Here is a 20,902-nt window from a genome sequence, read left to right as displayed (position 1 = left end):
AGTAATAGAATTTTTAATTTTTGACTTGATTTTGCCCTTACACTCTGCTCTAAAAACTTAATTTTTCGTTTTTTTAAACAATTAACTGAAGTTTAGAATTACTCTATTTCTTCACAACGAATTAATAACTTTTCCATCGCTTCTGCAAGAGAAATTAAATCTTTCCAAGAAGAACCAGTGACTAAATTTTGCGCGTGTGCTAGTCGGTTGCGTAATTGTTCAGCAGATTTAAGGAAGCGTTCACCAAAACGTTTTGACTTTAATTCTAATTGCTCAAGTAATTCTGGTTGATTTAACACTAATTCTCGTTTGTCACAAAACTGGAGATAATCTAACAAATCTGTGGCTTCGTTTCTTTCTTGACTTTCTCGCCACAGGCGTTTGGCAATTTCTACCCGTTCTGGTTTGAGGAATTTTTGCCAAGAATCTTGGGGATAATAAAGCCGCACCAGTCGCAGTAAGTTCATTTCTAGCAATGTCACCAAGCCAAATAGTAACATTCGCACTGGTGCTTTTTGTAAGTCGCCACAAGTCACAATTCCACTAACTTGATTGCAATCTAAGACAAATAAGCGAGGAGTTTGCCGCAAAATCGGTAATAACTTCATCAGTGGCGTGGAGATGGCTATAAGTTCTTGGGAATGAAATACCCGTTGGTAGTCGCCGCATTTACCCGATTTTGCTTGGATTAAACAAGAGCGTTCAATATAACCAGTGATATTATCTCCCGTTTCAATACCGACCACATCAAAATCCTGTGCTTCCATCCACTGCAATACCTCTACTACCTCTGCTTGGGAGGACACAGCTTTCAGAGGTTCTGCTACATACTCGATTGTAATGTTGTTCTCAAACAAACTCCGCAGGTCTTGCGATCGCGATTTTAGGTGTTTCATCTACCTTGAGCTATAAGACATCCGCAGGATTAGTATTTCACTCTCGGCGACTTTCTGTCAGTCCAAGCTGAGAACCAATCCTCTAAGATTCATCATTATCAGAAGTTACATAGTGAAGAGTTTGACATAGGGCGCAGGAGTATAAAAGTGTAGGTGAGCCAAAACCTTTATACCCATTCTCAACAGACAACCCTGTGTAAATTATTTTCGTATATCTATCTATCTAAAGATATTAATAATAATTAATTGTTATATCACTTGATAGATACATCAAAACTGAAAATCCTGATATTTTTTCCTTAGTTCACAAATAGTCAAGGTAAAAAATATGAGTATCGAAAATCGCATTGAAGCAACTGCTAAAAATATTGAAGGTAAAGTACAGGAAGTAGTTGGTGAAGTTACAGGTAATCCCGCAGATAAGGCTGAAGGTAAAGCTAAACAAGCGGCAGCGAAGGTAATTCACACTACAGAAAACATCAAAGATGAACTTAAAAAAGCTATAGACTAAATAGAAAGTAAAGTTCTGAGTGCTGAGGAGAAAGTTAGTAGATTCAAGGCTTTGAGTCATCAATACTATCTTCAGTCATAAAACTAAGGCAATAATTGTAGTTTTCTGCTTTCATTTTTATACAAAAAACTCCACTTTGATTCAAAGTGGAGTTTTTGATATTTATGATTGATTGTAACGACAAAATCAGCCTAACCATAATTTTTGATTCAATTAATAACTGGGGCGATTAGTAAGTAAACTCCAGATGAAAATAGCGATAATTGCACCAATAATGGCAACAATTACCCCCGGAATACTCAGGGTTGCCGCAGTAAATTGGAACCTGCCAGTTTCTAACAGTGTAACCAGAGTTCCGCCAATTAAAGCACCGATGATTCCTAAAACCATAGTTGCCAAAATACCACCACCTTGACGGCCGGGATAAATAGCTTTAGCAATGGCTCCAGCAATCAAACCTAAGATAATCCAAGCAATAATATTCATAATTAATTCTGCAAAGATTCTCCCCGTATGTTATTGAGAGCTACTTGCTTTTCCTTCTATCTCAAGAAATAAGTATTATGGCAAAATAAGTGTAATGTCTCTATTTTTACTCAAAGGAAACTAAGCCAATATCTGTGCTTTCTTGCTTGAGTTGCGTTATTGTTCTTACCAATCTACTTTTGTTGAGGAAATACGTCGGATGATTCACGAGGATAATGTATGAATAAAACCCCCCGGATTCGCATACCAAATGAAGTTAGACAATATGTGTTTCAACGTGATAAATATCAATGTCAAAGCTGTGGTAAGACTGATTTAGAAACTAATTTGACCATTGACCATATCATTCCCTTGGCGCGTGGGGGTCAAAATGATATCAGCAATTTACACACTCTTTGCTTGACTTGTAATCTCAAAAAATCTGACAAAACAGATCAGCGTTTTCGGCGACATTTTCAAAGTTGAGCTAATCTAGTATAGGCTGTTAGTTTTGAATTTTTATGTCTCGTAAAGTCAACAGCAATTCTCGTAGATTTGGCAAACTTAGAACCCCGGCATTGTATTTATTAGCTGCGATCGCTATTTTAGCGGCTGCCTTTCCTAAACTGTATGAAATTAAAACAAAAGCGGGAATCAACATCTCAGGTAGTTATCATGCTGGCACATTTTTAGAAAAGCACACGTTTGGGTTATTCAGGTGTGAATGGCTTTATCCATATCACTGCGATCGCCGCAACGGCAAAGTTTAACAGCTAAACTATATTAGCCGTAAATTACTCCTCAAAAACAAGATACCCGACTGATGAAATAAGTCGGGTATCTGAATGAGTATATTGTGACAAATTTAAAATTAGATTTTTACTAAACAGCGCCACTCTTTTTGTCAAACAAAATAGCAACAGTTTTGAAAATTAACTTTAAATCGTATAGCAAACTCCAATTTTTTTGATATTGCAAATCCAGGCGAATCACATCTTCAAAACTTCGGACTGTAGACCGACCATTAACTTGCCATTCTCCAGTCATTCCTGGTTTTACGTCTAAACGTTGCCACTCTGGTACTTCATAACGTTCAACTTCATCCGGTGTTGGTGGTCTAGTACCTACTAAACTCATATCACCTTTGAGAACATTCCAAAATTGTGGCAATTCATCTAAACTTGTGCGCCGTAAAAATCGCCCGACTTTAGTAATTCTGGGGTCGTTGTCATTCTTAAAAAATGCGCCCTGCACTTGATTTTTGACTAAAGCTTTTTTGGCTTCCGCATCTACACACATAGAGCGAAATTTCCAAATTTTAAATCGCTTACCCATCCAGCCGCAGCGAGTTTGACTAAAGAAAATCGGGCCAGGATCATCAATTGTAATTGCAATGACAATCGGGATCAGCAAAATTCCTGTAATCACTAAACCCACTAGTGAACCAACTATATCAATCAAGCGTTTCATCCAAGAAGCTATAGAGGGATGAGTAGTAGGAAGTTGCTCTAGTTTACGAGAACTATTTTTAGAGACTTCTATATCATTTTCTGCTGCGATAAATGCGGCTTCGCCACTAGACTCCATCGGAAAAACTTGATCTAATCCTGTCAGAGTTAGTACCGCCATAACTTGGGGGGTAACATCTCGCAGAATGAGGGTAATTCCTCTTTCTTGAGCAATTTTGTAATTACTGACCAGAGCGCCTAAACCACTACTGTCCATAAAAATCGTCTGGTGAAAATCAACGATGATTTTCTTAAGGTGTGGGTTGGCGGCGATCAGGTCTTGGCAGGTTTGTTTAAAGCCGACTGCTTCTAGCACGCTTAACCGCGCCGATACCTGCACTATCGCCGTTTCATTGAGGGAAGTAACTGGGAAATTTACCTCTGTGGGTTGGCTAGTCATGAAGCTCTGCACTTTCGTTGCCATGTAAATTTAATCTGCCAAACATTATTTTGTCCTAGAAAATCACTGAACCTCAAATTTCAGGGGTAGGAACAAAGACTGATTTTTCGCTGTAGTTGGAGGGGTGAGGACGTTTTGAAAGCATAAGGCTAAGAAAAGTAATATTTTTACCTTCTGTTCCTTTTTGCTTTTGACTGTAGTTGTCTAGGTTTAGAGCCGAGATTGCCAAGGACGATTCACAATAGAACAAGAACACAAAAATGTACTTGTTTTGATATCGCCACGGCGCGATCGCTTTGCTACTATCCCATGACTGCTAACACTACAGAACCTACCGCACGACTGATTGAGGTCTTTTCTGCTATTCAAGGGGAAGGATTGAATGTCGGGACACGTCAAATTTTTATTCGCTTTGCTTTGTGTGACTTACGCTGTCATTTTTGCGATAGCTCCCACACATGGAATGCACCCACTACCTGTAAGGTAGAACGATCACCTGGATCACGAGAGTTTGAAATTCACTCTAATCCCGTCCCCTTAACCATATTACTCGACTGGATTAAACGTCAAAATCTACCGTTGCTACACGATAGCATTAGCCTGACTGGCGGTGAGCCGCTTTTACATGCCCCTTTTTTGTATGAATTTCTGCCCCAAGTGCGATCGCTTACTGGTTTACCAATATACCTAGAGACTGGGGGACATCGCCCAGAACAACTGGCGATGATTTTGCCTTACCTAGACTCTGTGGGTATGGATTGGAAACTGCCTAGCGTTAGCGGCGAGACTTATTGGCAAGAACATACAAAATTTCTCCAATTATGCCACAACAACCCATCTTTGGATGTTTTTGTCAAGATAATTATTTCGCAAAGTACCAATCCCGATGAGTTGCAAAAAACAGCTTTACTGATAGCAGATATCAATCCCAAGGTTCCTGTTTTTTTACAACCAGTCACCCCATTACCTACTTCTGAACAGTTCACTACTACACCCATACTCGCCCCGAATCCCGACCAAGTGCTGATGTGGCAAGCTTTAATGAAAAAGTTTGTACCTCATGTCCGGGTTGTACCGCAAACTCATAAAATGCTCAATCAATTGTGAAGAAAAAGTGTTGAGTGCTAAGTGCTGAGTAGTATGAAACTTTGATGAAGATTTTCCCATGTCAAAACCGTATTCTATTAAGTAACCATGTGATATTCAATACCTTAATTTTTCGATAACCTTTCTTTAATCTAGAAGTCCAAAGCTGAAACCACTGTGTCTTTTTGCAAGGTGTACATGATTTCTGTCAAGCATTGGATTTCTGGATTCAGTTTTTCCCTGGTCACTGCCGTAGTTAGTATTACCGGATCGGCCACAACTGCTAGTGCAGTTTCTTTGTCTAATGGCATCACAATTCCCGGTGGTAGTACAGATTTATCTGCTTCTAGTACGAATAGCGCCAACACTAATCGCCTGGGATTTTTCTCTGACTTGTACTACGATCGCTCCAATAATGTGTACTATAGCCTGGCTGATCGCGGCCCCGGTGGTGGTGTCATCAGCTACAATCCACGAGTGCAGAAATTTTCTTTGGATGTTGACCAAAATACAGGAGCCATCAGTAATTTCCAATTACTAGACACGATTATCTTCACCCAAAATGGTCAAAACTTTAACGGCTTAAATCCCGGAATCCTCAATGGAAATGCCAGCCTTCTTGGTCGCAGTTTTGACCCAGAAGGATTTGCGATCGCTCCGAATGGGAATTTCTACGTTTCTGATGAATATGGCCCCTCTGTCTACGAATTTAGCCCGACTGGTTCCTTTATCCGGGCATTTAACACCCCCAGCAATCTGATCCCCAGACAAAATGACAGCACAATTAACTATGTTGATGGTCGTCCCACAATTGCCACTGGTCGTCAAGACAATCGCGGCTTTGAAGGCGTAACCCTCAGCCCAGACGGTAGCCGCCTATTTGCGATGCTGCAAGACCCGTTAGTTAATGAAGGTTCTCCAGATGGGCGACGCAGCCGCAATTTAAGAATAGTGGAATTTGACACCAACACCGGGAATAGTACTGCTCAATACATCTATCAACTAGAAAGCTTGACAGATATTAATGCCCGTATCCCTGGAACAAATAATGATTTTGGAGCTAATTCTCAAGGGCGCAATATTGGTATTAGCTCCATCACAGCCTTGAACAATAACGAATTTTTAGTTTTGGAACGGGATAATCGCGGTGTGGGTGTGGAAGATCCCACAGGTGCGACCCCTGTTGCTAGTAAACGCATCTACAAAATTGATTTGACTGATGCAACCAACGTAGCTGATATTAGCTTGACAGGTATCAATGATTTACCTACTGAAATCACACCAGTCACTAAGATTTTGTTTGCCGATATTGCCGAACTCCTGAGAAATGCTGGACAAACTATTCCCGAAAAATTTGAAGGGTTGGCAATTGGGCCGCAACTTGCTGATGGTTCTTACGCCTTGATTGCCGGGACAGATAACGATTTCAGCGTGACTCAAAATGGACAGAATGTACAATTTGACGTGTGTACAGATGGGACTAACTTCTCTCAAGTCCCCATTGATAGCGGTTGTCCTACAGGACAGTCTTTAATTCCAACTTTTGTTTATGCCTTAAAAGCTAGTAGACAGGAATTAGCTGGATTTGTACCACCAAAAAAAGTTCCTGAACCAACCACAACGGCGGGACTCATCTTACTGGCTGCTAGTAGTTTATTTGTGAAGCGACAGTTTAAATCTTTACAAAAGTAAATAAATGCTGGTTTGGGTGGGTACTGCCCACCCAAGATAATTCTTTGTAGTTACAGTCCGCTATCTTCGGGAGTGCGAGATTTAGCTTTTGCCTTGTTGGCGCTGCGTTTGAGGGCAGAAAGTCGTGCTTCATAACGAGACCGTTGGCGTTTGCTGGGAGTAGTATCAATTAAGGTTTTCAAGGCACTACCGAGACTCTTGTAAGCATTGGGGAGACTGTAACCAAAACGAGTTGCTAGTGCGATCGCTTTTTCATCAGCATCCAGCAATTCTCGCATTTGCTTTTCGCCATTATTTTTTTGATAAAGTCGCCAACCAGAAACGCCACATAGCGCCAAAGCTAACACCAGCAACAATCCATCTTGTACCCACAATTCACCCACAGCACCGCCTAAACCAATAGCCAATGCTGCCATTTCCCAACCATCTTTGGGAATTGTGTCCATTTGAATGCGGGCAACTTCATGCCAGAACAGCAGATTACGCTGATCCATTGCGAGAGCATCCCATTTCACCAAGTCAATTTGAATTTCTACTTGGTCTTTACCAATTTCTTCGCTGCGGATCAGGGGTGGATTGACCTCAGTTGTGCCTTCAACTGTGACCCAGCTTTGCAATTCTGGTGGTAGTAAGCCTTTTAATCGCCGGAGTTCACTCATTTCTGCTTTGGCAGAGGAGGTTGCATAGGATGTCATAAAATCCAGCCCTAGAAAATTTCAGTATATAGAGAGGGTATCACTTTGGAGTATAGCTATTTAAGTGGTGATCCGCCTCAGTCACTTGGAAAAGTCCCCCGCTTTTTTCTGGCCTCCATCGCCTTTTCTAACAGTTCCAGTAATCCTGGTGCTTCTTCCTGAATCGTGAGTAACATTCTTTCGCCAATTTCCACGTTTCCAGGATCTTCCCCTGTAGCCATCACTTCTTTCAAGCGAGGGATAGCTATACTATCGACAATTTGAATTAACCCACTCAAACAACGTTGAAATTGCTTTTCTGTCAAAATCGAGTCTTCTAAGGGAAATTCAATAATTGCCCGAATTTCGCCGTCAGATGGGTCATATTCCCATTGCAGCATTTTGGTTTCCCAAGAAATGGCTAACATCGTCTGGAGAATTGCCGCTTTGTAAGGGTGGTCTTGCACTCCAGCCAAAACTTGAGGCGCAAAAATGCGGAAAAACTTTCCCTCCTCATCTAGTTGAACAACTATCAGAAAATCTTCTAGGTTATCAGCTTCCACCCCTGTGATAATACGGTCTTCTTCATCATCAAAGCGGTAGTCCCAACCTAGTTTGTCTAAGTAACTGGCAATCTGTTCGAGATTTGCTCCCATAAAAGCCTCGTAAGAAATGGTGGAGCGGCTGTCACCAAAACTAGTGTAACCTGCTAGGGGTCTATGTTTAGGTTGATGTGGCGACTTCTGCTTGTTGAGAAGTATGCAATAAATTACTGCATAATTTCAGATTTTTTCGACTGATATGTCTAAATTCTATGAAATAAGAAAATTATGTTCGAGAAAGTACCCATAAGGACAAAATATTTCGCCATTTTTGTATCTCAAGAATCAGTATTTCAAGTAATAGTTAAAAATTCACATATCATGAGTAATAAAAAGCTAGATAAATTTCCAATTTTAAGTAAAAAATAGATGCTCAATTTCTTGAATAAGTCGGAAATCTAAAGCCTGATGATCACCAAAATCAAATAAAACTGCTTGACAACCCAGATGCTAAAAAATCTCCAAAAAGTTTTATATTACAAGCATCGACTGATTTTTTACCAAAATATTGTAGTCGTCAACACATTTTTTAGGGTTTAATATTCACGAAAGTTTATGTGGAAATCAGCTTGGATTCTAGCGATCGCACCTTTAATCTTGACACTTGCTGCTTGTAGTGGAGAATCAGGACAAACCGCAAATACAACCACTACTCCTAGTGGTAGTCCTGCAACACAAGCAACTAGCAATCGTTGGAATACAATCAAAAGCCGTGGTCAATTGATTTGTGGTGTGAGTGGTGAAGTCCCAGGATTTAGTTTTGTAGGTACTGACGGTAAATACAGTGGGATTGATGTAGATATTTGCAGGGGTATAGCAGCAGCTTTGTTTGATAACCCAGATGCAGTAGAATTTCGCAATCTCAATGCTAAAGAGCGATTTACAGCCCTCCAAACGGGTGAAGTAGATGTCCTCAGTCGCAACACAACTTGGACACTCAGCCGTGATACCTCTGTAGGTTTAGAATTTGCGCCTGTTGTCTTTTATGACGGTCAAGCCATCATGGTTCGCAAAAATAGCAATATTAAGTCATTAGCAGACTTAAAAGACAAAGCAATTTGCGTGCAAACTGGTACAACCACTGAACAAAACTTAGCCGACCAGATGCGGAAACGCAGTATTACTTACAAACCCGTTGTGTTTGAAGATGTGAATGTTACCTTTGCAACCTACGCTGAAGGTCGTTGTGACGGAATTACAGCCGACCGTTCCGCTTTAGTGGCGCGGCGTTCACTCTTACCCAAACCAGAAGATAACGTCATTCTTGATGAAGTCATCTCCTCAGAACCTTTAGCACCAGCAGTCGCTAAAGGAGATACAAAGTGGGGTGATGTTGTCAAATGGGTGGTTTATTCCCTCGTCAAAGCTGAAGAATTGGGTATTACTTCTCAGAATGTCGCGCAATTTGCCAGTAGTAATGATCCAGATATTAAACGCTTTTTAGGCACAGAAGGCAACTTAGGTGAAGGACTCGGCTTAACTAACGATTTCGCCGCTAGAGTCATTAAACACGTTGGTAATTACGCGGAAGTATACGATCGCAACCTCGGCCCCAAAACCAAACTCAATCTCGCCCGTGGTCAAAATCAACTCTGGTCAAAAGGCGGATTACTCTACTCCCCACCATTTAGATGAAGTGTGAAACTTCATCTAGCAATCCTAAATAATTGACAAACATCTCTCCCTTATCCCCCTTGTCTCCCTCACCTCCCCATACAAATTAAATGACCAATGACAAACCCCCCATTTGGCGTGATTATCGTTTTTGGCAAATCACTGCACAATTTGTTGCTGTATTTTTAGCAGCCATTTTAGTAATCATACTTTGGAGCAATCTGAGCCGTAATTTACAACAATTAGGCATTAAATTCGGATTTGATTTTCTCAAACAGCAAGCATCTTTTGATATTGGTGAAACGCCAATTGCTTACAAAGCCACTGATACATATACCCGTGCTTTATGGGTAGGATTAATTAACTCATTGCGGGTGGCGATCGCAGGCATTTTTTTCACGACAATTGTCGGCATAACTGCTGGGATAACTCGGTTATCTGATAACTGGTTAGTACGAAATATCAGCTTAATTTATGTAGAAATTTTTCGGAATACACCTTTACTATTGCAATTACTATTTTGGTACTTTGCTGTTTTTTTGAGTTTTCCTAAAGCAGACAATAAAATTTCTCTTTGGGGTTTTATCAGTCTCAGTCAAAATGGCATTGAATTACCTTGGTTGAGTTTTTCCCCAGAGTTTTCGGCTTTACTGTTAGGATTAATTTTTTACACAGGTGCGTTTATTGCAGAAATTGTCCGGGGTGGAATTCAATCAGTACCTAAAGGACAATGGGAGGCGGCGCGATCGCTTGGTTTCAAACCAGGATTAGTAATGCGCTTAGTAGTTTTTCCCCAAGCCTTGCGGGTAATCATTCCGCCATTAACAAGTCAATATCTGAATTTGACGAAAAATTCTAGTTTAGCGATCGCTATTGGTTATCCCGATGTTTATTTTGTCGCTTCTACCACCTTTAATCAAACCGGGAGAGCCGTAGAAGTAATGTTACTACTTATGCTCACTTATCTTACCTTGAGCTTGACTATCTCCATCATGATGAATTTGCTCAATCGTACCGTACAAATTCCAGAGCGATAAAAGTGATATCAAAAAGAACAAATGATAAATTCTCAATTAACTTGGCTGCGGAAAAACTTGTTTAACACTTGGTACAACAGCTTACTAACTATTGTCTGTTTAGTATTTATATTTTGGGCATTACATAACGTAATAACTTGGGCAATCACTCAAGCACAATGGGCAGTGATTCAAGTTAACTTGCGCTTATTCTTAGTCGGGAGGTTTCCCCAAACCCTATATTGGCGTGCTTGGATTGTTTTGGCGATCGCGTCTGTTTTATTCTCTATAACTAGCGGTGTTGTATTTAATAAACAAAATTTTAATAAGCTGGGATTTGCTATTTTTGCTTTTATTTATAGTGGATTATTAATTTTTCTGCCTTTGGATTTCACCTCGCGTATATGGTTACTATTTATTGGGGCATTAACATTAACAAGCTTTTGGCTGAGTCAAAAATTTTATAAAACCATAACGCCTTGGCTGTCTCCACTCTGGCTATTATCATTTCCGCTAATTATTTGGCTAATTGGTGGGGGATTGGGTTTACAAACTGTTCCTACAAATTTATGGAATGGTTTACTACTCACTGTTTTAATGGCAGTCGTGAGTATTATACTTTCGTTTCCTTTAGGGGTTTTATTAGCTTTAGGACGTACTAGTAATTTGCCTATTGTACGTTGGTTTTCTATTCTATATATAGAGATTGTGCGAGGATTACCACTAATCGGTATTTTATTTCTCGCTCAAGTCATGTTACCTTTATTTTTACCAACAGATTGGCGGTTAGATAGAGTCATTAGAGGAATTGCCGGATTAGTTTTATTCAGTGCGGCTTACATGGCAGAAAACGTCCGTGGCGGACTGCAAGCAATTCCTCGTGGGCAAATTGAAGCCGCCAAAGCATTAGGATTAAAAACACCATTGGTAATTTTATTAATTGTCCTTCCTCAAGCTTTACGAGCAGTTATTCCGGCAATTGTTGGACAATTTATTGGCTTATTTAAAGATACTTCACTCTTATCTTTAGTAGCTTTAGTAGAATTAACAGGTATTTCTCGTTCCATCTTGGCACAGCCACAATTTATCGGGCGCTATGCAGAAGTCTATTTATTTGTTGGGTTAATTTACTGGCTATTTTGTTATTCAATGTCGTTAGTCTCCCAACGGTTAGAGAGACAGTTTAATTAATTATTGCGCGGTATCACTTTCATCAGATAAGAAAGTCATAAATTCTGCCAAAGAACTAACAGTAATAGCCGCATCCATGAGATTTTCTAACTGTTCTACACTCGCACTTTCCAAACTTGCGACTACTGAAGGTGGAACTTCGCCAAAGCGTCGTTGCAACACCCGTATTAATTGCCGTCGCGCACCTTGTTCTAAGCCTTGTTCTAAACCTCGCTCTAAACCTTGCTGAAGACCTAATACTTTACCTTCAGTTAAAATTTCTTCATACCAAGGTGATTCTCTTAATACTGTCATATCCCACCTCATAATTTGCTGTACTAAAGGTGTCTCTAACACAAAACTAGCAAAAAAAGCCAGCAATGATTCTAACTGGTTGAACTGGTCATCTGCTCGTAGTATTTGTAGTGCGCGTTGTACAACAGATGCTTCTCCTCCGCCTCGCAATATTGGCACGAATGGTAATAAAGATGGTATTGGTTGCTGAAACACAATCTCAGCGTCTACTTCCCACAAATTAATCACGCGATAGTCTTGGATAGCACGTAATCCAAAAAATTCTTGCTCGTAACTACTGACAACTGTTATTGTCGTTGGCGGTGGCAAGATGTTGATCAACACTGGATAAGTAGGCAGTTGGTAACGTTCCTCTGCTAAAGCCGCATAAGCCCTCATCCTTAAAGGCATTTTGGTTGTGTAGCGCAATTGCAATTCTGTGAGTACCAAAAAATCGCCACATGCCTCACTATATGCTTTTACAAGCACATCTGTTTCACGGCTAATCCACTGAAACTCAGAACCTAAAATTTCTTTTGCTATAACTTCTGGGCGCTGCGTTACCCATTTTACCCAAGCATCGGGAGCGAGACTAATTAATCGCTTACCACCTGTATCTGCTGGTTTTGACACCGAATTCTTTGTAACAGTACTAAGATTTAATAATACCATAACTTATGCACAAAGATGCTCTGTGGAGACTGGGTGTGGGGGTGAAAGGGTATAGGGTGCAAGGGTTTTGAATACGTACAACCCTACACCCTTTCACCCTTGCCCAAACCATTGATTTTTCATCTCACTCTGAATTATTAAATACATCAATTGCCAATTTTCAGAGCCGTTAATTTGCTACAATTTATCCAATATTTTTATTGACTAGATGTTATTAAAAATACAATTTAGGTAGAAAAAATCATGATGATAGATAAAGAATCAATTATTATTGCTGAGAATGTTCATAAATGGTATGGAAAATTTCATGTCCTCCAAGGTGTGAGTTTAACTGTTAACCGAGGAGAAGTATTAGTATTAATGGGGCCTTCTGGCTCAGGAAAATCAACTTTTATTCGCACATTCAATGCTTTAGAAGCATATCAACAAGGAAAAATTATTATTGATGGGATTATCCTGAGTAACGACTTGCGGAATATTGAAGCAATTCGGCAAGAAGTAGGAATGGTTTTTCAACAATTTAATTTGTTTCCCCACCTCACCGTATTGCAAAATATTACCTTAGCGCCAATTTGGGTGCGTCGCTGGTCAAAAGCGAAAGCTGAAGAATTGGCAATGCAACTATTAGAAAGAGTAGGAATATTAGAACAAGCGCGGAAATATCCCGGACAGTTATCTGGTGGACAACAACAACGGGTGGCGATCGCGCGTGCATTAGCTATGCAGCCTAAAATTATGCTATTCGACGAACCCACCTCAGCTTTAGACCCAGAAATGGTACGCGAAGTATTAGATGTGATGCGTACTCTAGCCCGTGATGGTATGACGATGGTTGTAGTTACCCACGAAGTCGGATTCGCCCGTGAAGTTGCTGACCGAGTAATTCTCATGGATAGTGGTTCTCTTGTAGAGTCAGCAACACCCGATATCTTTTTTACCAACCCGCAAGAGGATAGAACTCGCCAATTTTTATCTCAAATTCTTTAACTACGCATCTGCACCGGCATAGCTAAATAAGTCATCTTCAAACCGCCCAATGGTGTAAAAATGACTGGCGTGAGGTTTTGATTAATGTGCATTTGAATTTCTGAAGATGGCAAAGCTTTTAAACCTTCCATTAAATATTTCACATTAAAAGCAATTTCGATATCTTCGCCAGAGATTTCCGCAGGGATGGACTCTCTACCACTGCCCATTTCTTGAGCTTCACAAGATAAGGTTAATTCTTGGGCAGCATGATCAATGGTGAGTTTAACTATATTATTCTTTTGATCTGCTAGTACAGCAATGCGTTCTAAAGTACTTAAAAATTGTTTGCGGTCAACTGTAACTTGGCGCTCAAATTGGCGGGGAATGAGTTGGCGATATGCGGGATATTGCCCTTCTAAAGTCCGGCTAGTTAAGCGTTGATGTTGCCATTCAAAGATAACTTGACCTTGGTCTAAGTATAAGGCGATCGCATCATCCGCCGCATGATGCGCCAACATCCTTTCTAGTTCTCGTAAGGCTTTGCTGGGTACTGTCACCTCTAATTCACCACTTCCACCCAAAGGACGCTCGTTTGTTGTTTCTACCACTGCGAGGCGATGTCCATCAGTTGCACCAAATTCTAGGGTGTCTTGTTTCACACTTAAATGTACACCTGTGAGAACTTGCTTGGTTTCATCAGCACTAGTAGCAAATAATGAACCCCGCAGTCCTTCAATTAAGGCGGCGGCTGTTAAATTAATTGGTTCTGCATCTTCAATTATTGGGAGTTCGGGAAAATCCTCCGCACTCATGGCGCGTAATTGATAATAGCCGCTTTTGGGTGTGAGGGTGACAATTAAACCTTCACCAGTAGATGCTTCAGAAGCTTCATCATCTAAGGTAATTTCCCCTTCTGGCAAACGCGAGGTAATATCTAGCAAAAGTTTAGCAGGTATGGCGATCGCACCTCCTTGCCAAACTTCCGCACTAAAGCTCGTACGGATACCCAAACTCAAGTCAAAAGCCGTTAAACTAACTTGGTTTGTTTCTACATCCGCTTGTAAAAGTATATTCGCCAACACAGGATGATTCGGTCGTGAAGGTACAGCACGACTCACAAGGGAAAGGTTAGTGCTGAGGTCGCTTTGAGAACAAAGTAATTTCATAGGTGAGGAACTAGAGGCTCGGATAAAGAAAGGTAGATATGAGTATTTTTTACTTTAGTCAATATTCACATTTTCTAGCTATAGCAATCCTAAATGATTTATCAACATCTCTCCCTTGTCTACCCCCTCTTCCTTGTCTCCCTGGTCTTTGTTGTTCACGCCCCTAGCCTCTAACCTCTTAAATAAACAGTGTCAATACCTGTGGAAAACCTGTGGAAAACTTTTATGGTTTTTCCACAAGGTAATTATACTGGATAGAGTTTTCCACAGAATTGTCTGGTTTTTTCCACAGAAAAGAATTATTTTTCCACAGAGAGATTTAATTTTAATCGTTTTTTATACTTAACTTAATATTTGGAATTTATTACTTAACCATTTCGATCAGTAATTAGTTTGCAGGCTGTGGAAAACTCCAGATTAATTCTTGGATGATTTTTGTGAACGACTGCTCATATTAATCCGATCGCTTAGTTGACGAAGTGTGTTTCCTAAGTTGCGATCGCTTTCTTTGAGTTGGGTGATTTTCTCACAACTATACAACACCGTTGTATGATCTTTGCCACCAAACTCTTCCCCAATTCTCGGTAAACTCAAATCAGTGTGTTGACGCATTAAATACATCGCTATTTGCCTGGCCCAGCTAATTTCCCGCCGTCGGGAGTTACCTTTGAGGTCTTCAATTGACACATCAAAATTTGCCGCCACTGCGTTTAAAATAGCCTCTGGAGTCGCAGCAACTTTCTCACTTGGCGTTTCTAAAACTGGGGTAATATTTTCTACTGTCATTGGCAAACCCCAAATCGAAATATACGCTAAAGCCCTAATCAATGCTCCTTCCAATTCCCGAATATTAGATTTGTAGTTAGTTGCTATATACTCAATTACATCCTTGGGCAAACGGATATTTTCATACTCCGCCTTTTTTTGTAAAATTGCCATTCTCGTTTCTAAATCAGGCGGTTGAATATCAGCTATTAACCCCATAGAAAAGCGTGAAGATAACCGCTCTTGCAGTTGGGGAATTTGGTTTGGTGGACGGTCAGAAGCAATCACAACTTGTTTACCCGCTTCATGTAATGTATTAAAAGTATGGAAAAATTCTTCTTGAGTATATTCTTTACCTTCAAGAAACTGAATATCATCAACCAACAGCACATCAGCCGCCCGATAATGTTCTCGGAAACTCTGCATACTATCATTACGGATGGCTGTAATTAAGTCATTGGTGAATTGTTCAGTAGAAACGTAAAATATTTTAGAATTTGGGCAAATCTCCCAACGATAATGCCCGATCGCTTGCATTAGGTGAGTTTTGCCTAAACCAACTCCACCACATAAAAACAACGGATTAAACTCTCTACCTGGAGATTCAGCAACGGCTAGGGATGCTGCGTGCGCCATACGGTTATTCGCACCCACGACAAACCGCGAAAATACATATTTGGAATTTAATTCGGCGTTAGTCTGAGTTTTTTGCTTCAGGCTTTCTGAGACGAAATTAGCACTAGCAAATTCCTGGATAGCTTCTCGTGGTTCTATGGGCGCAACTTCATCACCTTGAGCGACGGTAATGTAAATTTCTACCGGATACCCCAAAATACTCTGCACGACATTGGCAATGGTATTGATGTAATACTTTTGTAACCAATTGCGAGCAAAGGGGTTGGGCGTAATAATCACCAAACAATTATTCTCAAACCGTTCCGCTTGGGCAGTTTTAATCCAAGTTTCAAAGGTAGGACGGGATAATTCTAGCTGTAGGCGATCTAGCACCTGAAACCACAGACTGTCAAGAGAAGTTTCCATCACATATCACCTTTGCTGCTAACCGCCAAAATAGAAGATATGAGCAAGCACCAATTTAGCATCCAGATACTCTAGACCTAAGCTAAACTTTGAGTTCTAATCATTTTGGGACTACCCAGTAGGCAATATCCTATCACCCACTGACCAACACGGAGAAGCAAAGACACATGAAGACAACAGTGCATAATATTGATAGCTGGGATTGGCTATTGAGCAAAATGGCTAAAAATGTGAAGTTAATGCTGCTCAGTGGGGTAGCAGTGGTGTCCTTGGGGGGCTGTGGCCTTCTACCAGGTAAAACCTTTGAAAATTCTGTCAATCAACCTGGAACTGTCGATAGCAAAACATCTAATTCTGAATCGGCGATCGCACTTTCACCGATTTCATCTGGTGATCCCAATTTTGTTGTCGGCGTGGTGAAAAATGTTGGCGGTGCAGTTGTGCGAATTGACTCCGCTAGAACAATTACATCGCGCGTTCCCGACGAATTTAACGATCCTTTCTTTCGGCGGTATTTCCGGGATTCTCAACCCAGACAGCGCGTTGAACGGGGTAGTGGTTCAGGATTTATCATTAGTTCCTCTGGGCAGATTTTGACTAATTCCCATGTCGTTGACGGTGCTGATAAAGTAACCGTGACGCTTAAAGATGGCAGAACTTTTGATGGTCAAGTATTGGGAGAAGACCCGGTTACAGATGTCGCTGTGATTAAAATCGATGCCAATAACTTGCCAACTGTATCATTAGGTAATTCGGATGTTTTGCAACCAGGGGAAGCGGTAATTGCCATTGGTAATCCTTTGGGGTTAAACAATACTGTGACATCGGGGATTATTAGTGCAACAGATCGGTCTAGCAGTGATATTGGTGCTAGTGATAAGCGAGTTGACTATCTGCAAACAGACGCAGCGATTAATCCGGGGAATTCTGGCGGCCCGTTGCTGAATGCACGCGGTCAAGTGATTGGGATGAACACAGCAATTCTTCGCAACGCCCAAGGTTTGGGATTTGCTATTCCGATTAACACAGTCCAGAAAATTTCTCAAGAATTAATTACGAAAGGTCGGGTTGATCATCCTTATTTGGGTGTGCAGATGGTGTCACTCACACCAGAAATTAAAGACAGGATCAACGAGCGATTTGGCGATCGCATTACTCTGACGACAGATAAAGGTGTATTGTTAGTGCGGATTGTGCCTAACTCTCCGGCTGCGGAGGCGGGACTCAGACCAGGAGATGTGATTCAGCAAATCAATAACCAATCTGTCACTAAGCCAGAAGAAGTACAAAGAATTCTAGAGAAGAGTCAAATCGGCAATCCTTTATCAGTACAAATTGAGCGCAACGGACAAATTACCCAAGTCACCGTTAGTCCTGCACCTTTACCTGTGCAACGTGAAAACTAGTGAAAGTATGAAGTGTGTAGACACCCTTTGGGTGGCTTCCCGGAGGGTAGTCTGAAGTATGAAGTTCAGAACTTAATACTTTAGGTTAAAAAACTACATACCATATATTAGTAAAGCTTATGTTTGCAAAAATTGACAATTCTAAATTGTCAATTTTTATTATTTTAGGTAGTTGTTTGATTAATGATCTGCTATTTACCAATGGAGTTTTTAAGATGGCTGACTTATTACCAATTATCCAGTTAGGCGACCCAGTGATTCGGCAAACCGCAGCTTGGGTTGATAACATTCATGATGAGAAAATTCAAAAATTAATTGATGATTTAATTGCCACAGTTTCTCAAGCAAATGGTGTGGGGATTGCTGCACCGCAAGTTGCCGAACAACAGCGTTTATTTATTGTCGCCTCTCGCCCCAATCCCAGGTATCCCAATGCTCCCACAATGGAACCTACAGCTATGATTAACCCTAGGATAGTGTCACATTCAACAGAAATTGTTAAGGGTTGGGAAGGTTGTTTATGTATCCCTGGCATTAGAGGATTAGTACCGAGATATCAAGCCATCGAAGTTGAATACTATGACCGCAACGGACAATTACAAAAACAAGAATTAACTGACTTTGTAGCGCGAATTTTTCAGCATGAGTATGATCATTTAGATGGGATTGTATTTATAGACCGTGTTGAAAGTACTCACGATATCATCACCGAGCAAGAATACCAAAAACGTGTGATTAACATTACTTAATCTAAAATAAATATTGAGGATGAGTTTACATACGGAATTTATGAGTTATATTTAACCTATCGTTAACCTTTGAGCCTTGGTGCAACTATCGAGTAAATGACAAAAACTCTCAGTAGCCGTGGAGTAAGTCCGCAAGAGGCTTTGTCTCCTGACTTAATCTCTACTCAGCGTCACAGTGATCAATTACAAGTAAATAGACATACTAGTTTGGCAACTGCAAAGTTAGAGACGCATTTACCAACTGGTTGCCTAGAAATTATCCATGCAACCCACGGTCGCATTCGTATCCGCGCTACTGACGGCAGTTTAAACGCAAGCTTAGAATTAGTATCCCAACATTTACAACAGTACAAAGGAGTCACAGAAGTTACGACAAACGGGCAATTAGGGAGTTTAGTCGTTAACTTTGACGAAAATGATTTGACATTACCTCAGATATTGGGAATACTAGAAAAACTGAATATTTACCCTTCCCCAAATTCGCCTCAATCAATGAGCAGCAAAGATCCCTTTGCAGTGTGGAAATCTCCAGACTTTTGGATGGAGCAAACTATTTCCTTTATTCCTCTAATGACTGGTTTAGCAGTTACAGGAGGTCTAGGGATTAGTGGATTTGCATCGATTCCAGTCTATATGATTACCGCAGATGCCACACGTCGGGTAATCGGCTATCTAGAACCGCAAATTGCTAAGTCAGACAGCAATAGCCAATCTGTAAAACCAAATACCACAACCAGACAACCGCAATTGACACAAACAGTAACTAAACCTGTTGCTGAACAAGTTAGGCAAGACGTAAAACCGTCAGCCAAGATTGCCTACACTGTAGTTCATCACATTCCGGGCAGAATTAGGTTTAATGTCAGCCGCATTGCCCAGGATCATGCTTATGCGAGACGGCTGGAAAGGTTATTGAAAAGCGATGCTTATGTAACTAACGTGCGGATGAATTGTGATGCAGCCTCAATTGCGATCGCATATCATCCAGGTGAAGTTGCTCTCAGCCATTGGGTAAAACTAATGGAATTAGCTTTGCAACCTCATCCTGCTGCACCTAGTGTTCAAATCGCAGCACCACAACAGCCGGAAAAACAAAATACTCAGATTGTTGTATCGGCTGATACAACAAAAACATCAGCAGAAAGTAACAATCTAAACATATCGAGTATTTGGGCTGAGATGAAGCCCGCAGCTATGTCTTTTTCTTTAGCCTATATGGCGAACTTTCGGTTGTAGATCGTTCCGTGAAGGAACACAGGAGGATGAAAATGGAGGGTTCTGTATCCTCATCGGCCTCGCAGCCTCCTGGGCATAGCCCCTGGAAAATAGCAGCCAAACCAAACCAAATCGCCCATCAACCATCTGCCAAGGTAGCTTATAGTATTACTGCGGCACTTCCCGGTATAGTCGCATTTTGCGTACCCCAGATTAATGATGATCCCCAATATTTGCAACGCCTCCAAGCGTTAATCAAAGAGCAAGAATGGGTGATTAATCAGCAAGTTAATCAAAAAGCGGGATCAGTCGTCATTACCTACAAAACAGGGATGATGTCTGACTTTGAAATGCGCTCAAATTTAGCGAGTCTATTGCAGACTGCTGATACTGTTCAAGTAGAAGAGACAGAGAGCAAGGAAGCAGAGGTACAGGAGAGCAGAGGTGCAGAGGAAGAACAAACTACTCAGCACTCACACTTCAAGTCCGCTCAGTGTACAGCACTCAGCGAGAAGTCCTGTGCGGAGATAACCCCCGTTGAGCAAACTTCGGTGACGCACAACTCAGCACTTAAAACTCAGCACTTAAAACTCAGCACTCAGCACTCAGCACTCAGCACTCAAGTAGCCTATAATATCGTTCACGCCATACCTGGACGAATTAGGTTTCACATACCGCAAATATCGCGCGATCGCCATTATGTGCAACGCTTAGAGAACTTGCTCAAAGCAGATCCAGTGGTGACAAGTGAGCGCATCAATAAAGATGCAGCCTCATTGGTGATTACCTATAACACTGGAAAACTGCGAGACTCTCAAGAGCGAATACACAGTGTGGAAGCAGCAGCCAAAACATATTTAATTTGTTTGATTCAATCTGCCAACGAAGCAACGGCAGGTATCGCCGCCAACCCAACCAGCAGAATTTAACAACATATCAGTAAATTTTTTGCAGTAACTCACCAGTCTTCAGTGATTGGAGAGAGAAATTC

The 20,902-nt window shown here is 40.9% G+C and carries 21 protein-coding genes; 13 read left to right on the top strand and 8 right to left on the bottom strand.

The window, feature by feature from the left end; all coding sequences use genetic code 11:
• Nucleotides 1-98: 98 nt before the first annotated feature.
• Nucleotides 99-896, bottom strand: a complete 798-nt coding sequence (locus H6G79_RS20540; RefSeq protein ID WP_190591445.1) for a hypothetical protein — start codon at nucleotides 894-896, stop codon at nucleotides 99-101.
• Nucleotides 897-1,224: 328 nt separating this feature from the next.
• Between H6G79_RS20540 and H6G79_RS20535 the strand changes: the two genes are divergently transcribed.
• Nucleotides 1,225-1,407 (top strand): CsbD family protein, encoded by a 183-nt coding sequence (locus tag H6G79_RS20535; protein WP_190591444.1) that lies wholly within the window; start codon nucleotides 1,225-1,227, stop codon nucleotides 1,405-1,407.
• A gap of 213 nt (nucleotides 1,408-1,620) precedes the next feature.
• On the opposite strand, the gene H6G79_RS20530 is transcribed toward H6G79_RS20535, so the two are convergent.
• Nucleotides 1,621-1,893, bottom strand: coding sequence for a GlsB/YeaQ/YmgE family stress response membrane protein (locus H6G79_RS20530; protein WP_190591443.1), 273 nt, complete (start codon nucleotides 1,891-1,893; stop codon nucleotides 1,621-1,623).
• A 219-nt stretch (nucleotides 1,894-2,112) separates the two neighbouring features.
• Between H6G79_RS20530 and H6G79_RS20525 the strand changes: the two genes are divergently transcribed.
• Together H6G79_RS20525 and H6G79_RS20520 are read left to right on the top strand one after the other, a co-directional pair.
• Nucleotides 2,113-2,358, top strand: coding sequence for an HNH endonuclease (locus tag H6G79_RS20525; protein WP_190591442.1), 246 nt, complete (start codon nucleotides 2,113-2,115; stop codon nucleotides 2,356-2,358).
• A gap of 35 nt (nucleotides 2,359-2,393) precedes the next feature.
• A complete protein-coding gene (locus tag H6G79_RS20520; RefSeq protein WP_190591441.1) occupies nucleotides 2,394-2,642 on the top strand; it encodes a hypothetical protein in 249 nt (82 codons plus the stop codon).
• 112 nt (nucleotides 2,643-2,754) lie between these two features.
• Here H6G79_RS20520 and H6G79_RS20515 read toward each other — a convergent pair whose 3' ends face one another.
• Nucleotides 2,755-3,804, bottom strand: coding sequence for an anti-sigma factor antagonist (locus tag H6G79_RS20515; protein WP_190591440.1), 1,050 nt, complete (start codon nucleotides 3,802-3,804; stop codon nucleotides 2,755-2,757).
• Between the two features lie 285 nt (nucleotides 3,805-4,089).
• On the opposite strand from H6G79_RS20515, the gene H6G79_RS20510 reads away from it, so the two are divergent.
• Both H6G79_RS20510 and H6G79_RS20505 read left to right on the top strand, forming a co-directional pair.
• On the top strand, nucleotides 4,090-4,887 hold the full coding sequence (locus H6G79_RS20510) for a 7-carboxy-7-deazaguanine synthase QueE (RefSeq protein ID WP_190591462.1): 798 nt from the start codon (nucleotides 4,090-4,092) through the stop codon (nucleotides 4,885-4,887).
• A 177-nt stretch (nucleotides 4,888-5,064) separates the two neighbouring features.
• Entirely contained in the window at nucleotides 5,065-6,558 is a 1,494-nt protein-coding gene (locus H6G79_RS20505; protein WP_190591439.1) for an esterase-like activity of phytase family protein, read from the top strand.
• A 50-nt stretch (nucleotides 6,559-6,608) separates the two neighbouring features.
• On the opposite strand, the gene H6G79_RS20500 is transcribed toward H6G79_RS20505, so the two are convergent.
• Both H6G79_RS20500 and H6G79_RS20495 read right to left on the bottom strand, forming a co-directional pair.
• On the bottom strand, nucleotides 6,609-7,253 hold the full coding sequence (locus H6G79_RS20500) for a DUF3318 domain-containing protein (RefSeq protein ID WP_062287077.1): 645 nt from the start codon (nucleotides 7,251-7,253) through the stop codon (nucleotides 6,609-6,611).
• 77 nt (nucleotides 7,254-7,330) lie between these two features.
• Entirely contained in the window at nucleotides 7,331-7,888 is a 558-nt protein-coding gene (locus H6G79_RS20495; protein WP_190591438.1) for a hypothetical protein, read from the bottom strand.
• A gap of 501 nt (nucleotides 7,889-8,389) precedes the next feature.
• On the opposite strand from H6G79_RS20495, the gene H6G79_RS20490 reads away from it, so the two are divergent.
• The 3 genes from H6G79_RS20490 (at nucleotide 8,390) to H6G79_RS20480 (ending at nucleotide 11,655) form a co-directional block, all read left to right on the top strand.
• Nucleotides 8,390-9,469: an amino acid ABC transporter substrate-binding protein gene (locus H6G79_RS20490; RefSeq protein WP_190591437.1), complete on the top strand. Its 1,080-nt coding sequence runs from the start codon at nucleotides 8,390-8,392 to the stop codon at nucleotides 9,467-9,469.
• Between the two features lie 89 nt (nucleotides 9,470-9,558).
• Nucleotides 9,559-10,485, top strand: coding sequence for an amino acid ABC transporter permease (locus H6G79_RS20485; protein ID WP_190591436.1), 927 nt, complete (start codon nucleotides 9,559-9,561; stop codon nucleotides 10,483-10,485).
• Between the two features lie 21 nt (nucleotides 10,486-10,506).
• Nucleotides 10,507-11,655 (top strand): amino acid ABC transporter permease, encoded by a 1,149-nt coding sequence (locus H6G79_RS20480; RefSeq protein WP_190591435.1) that lies wholly within the window; start codon nucleotides 10,507-10,509, stop codon nucleotides 11,653-11,655.
• Here H6G79_RS20480 and H6G79_RS20475 read toward each other — a convergent pair whose 3' ends face one another.
• Complete coding sequence (locus tag H6G79_RS20475) at nucleotides 11,656-12,561, bottom strand: DUF4351 domain-containing protein (protein ID WP_190591434.1); 906 nt, start codon at nucleotides 12,559-12,561, stop codon at nucleotides 11,656-11,658. It lies immediately after the preceding gene.
• A gap of 285 nt (nucleotides 12,562-12,846) precedes the next feature.
• On the opposite strand from H6G79_RS20475, the gene H6G79_RS20470 reads away from it, so the two are divergent.
• Nucleotides 12,847-13,587, top strand: coding sequence for an amino acid ABC transporter ATP-binding protein (locus tag H6G79_RS20470; protein WP_190591461.1), 741 nt, complete (start codon nucleotides 12,847-12,849; stop codon nucleotides 13,585-13,587).
• Here H6G79_RS20470 and dnaN read toward each other — a convergent pair.
• Nucleotides 13,584-14,735, bottom strand: coding sequence for a DNA polymerase III subunit beta (gene dnaN, locus H6G79_RS20465; RefSeq protein ID WP_190591433.1), 1,152 nt, complete (start codon nucleotides 14,733-14,735; stop codon nucleotides 13,584-13,586). The two genes, H6G79_RS20470 and dnaN, sit on opposite strands and share 4 nt — an antisense overlap.
• Before the next feature lie 417 nt (nucleotides 14,736-15,152).
• Complete coding sequence (gene dnaA / locus H6G79_RS20460; protein ID WP_190591432.1) at nucleotides 15,153-16,541, bottom strand: chromosomal replication initiator protein DnaA; 1,389 nt, start codon at nucleotides 16,539-16,541, stop codon at nucleotides 15,153-15,155.
• Between the two features lie 167 nt (nucleotides 16,542-16,708).
• Between dnaA and H6G79_RS20455 the strand changes: the two genes are divergently transcribed.
• The 4 genes from H6G79_RS20455 (at nucleotide 16,709) to H6G79_RS20440 (ending at nucleotide 20,840) form a co-directional block, all read left to right on the top strand.
• On the top strand, nucleotides 16,709-17,947 hold the full coding sequence (locus H6G79_RS20455) for an HhoA/HhoB/HtrA family serine endopeptidase (protein ID WP_190591431.1): 1,239 nt from the start codon (nucleotides 16,709-16,711) through the stop codon (nucleotides 17,945-17,947).
• Nucleotides 17,948-18,162: 215 nt separating this feature from the next.
• Nucleotides 18,163-18,696, top strand: coding sequence for a peptide deformylase (gene def, locus H6G79_RS20450; RefSeq protein ID WP_190591430.1), 534 nt, complete (start codon nucleotides 18,163-18,165; stop codon nucleotides 18,694-18,696).
• Between the two features lie 96 nt (nucleotides 18,697-18,792).
• Nucleotides 18,793-19,932, top strand: a complete 1,140-nt coding sequence (locus H6G79_RS20445) for an HMA2 domain-containing protein (RefSeq protein ID WP_190591429.1) — start codon at nucleotides 18,793-18,795, stop codon at nucleotides 19,930-19,932.
• Nucleotides 19,933-19,964: 32 nt separating this feature from the next.
• The gene (locus H6G79_RS20440) at nucleotides 19,965-20,840 is read left to right on the top strand and encodes an HMA2 domain-containing protein (RefSeq protein WP_190591428.1); all 876 of its coding nucleotides are present in this window, start codon (nucleotides 19,965-19,967) and stop codon (nucleotides 20,838-20,840) included.
• Nucleotides 20,841-20,902: the final 62 nt, after the last annotated feature.

It is taken from the genome of Anabaena sp. FACHB-83, from assembly GCF_014697485.1.
Taxonomy (GTDB): domain Bacteria; phylum Cyanobacteriota; class Cyanobacteriia; order Cyanobacteriales; family Nostocaceae; genus Nostoc_B.
Note: the sequence above shows the minus strand (reverse complement) of the source record. Positions and strands in the feature narration are given on the sequence as shown.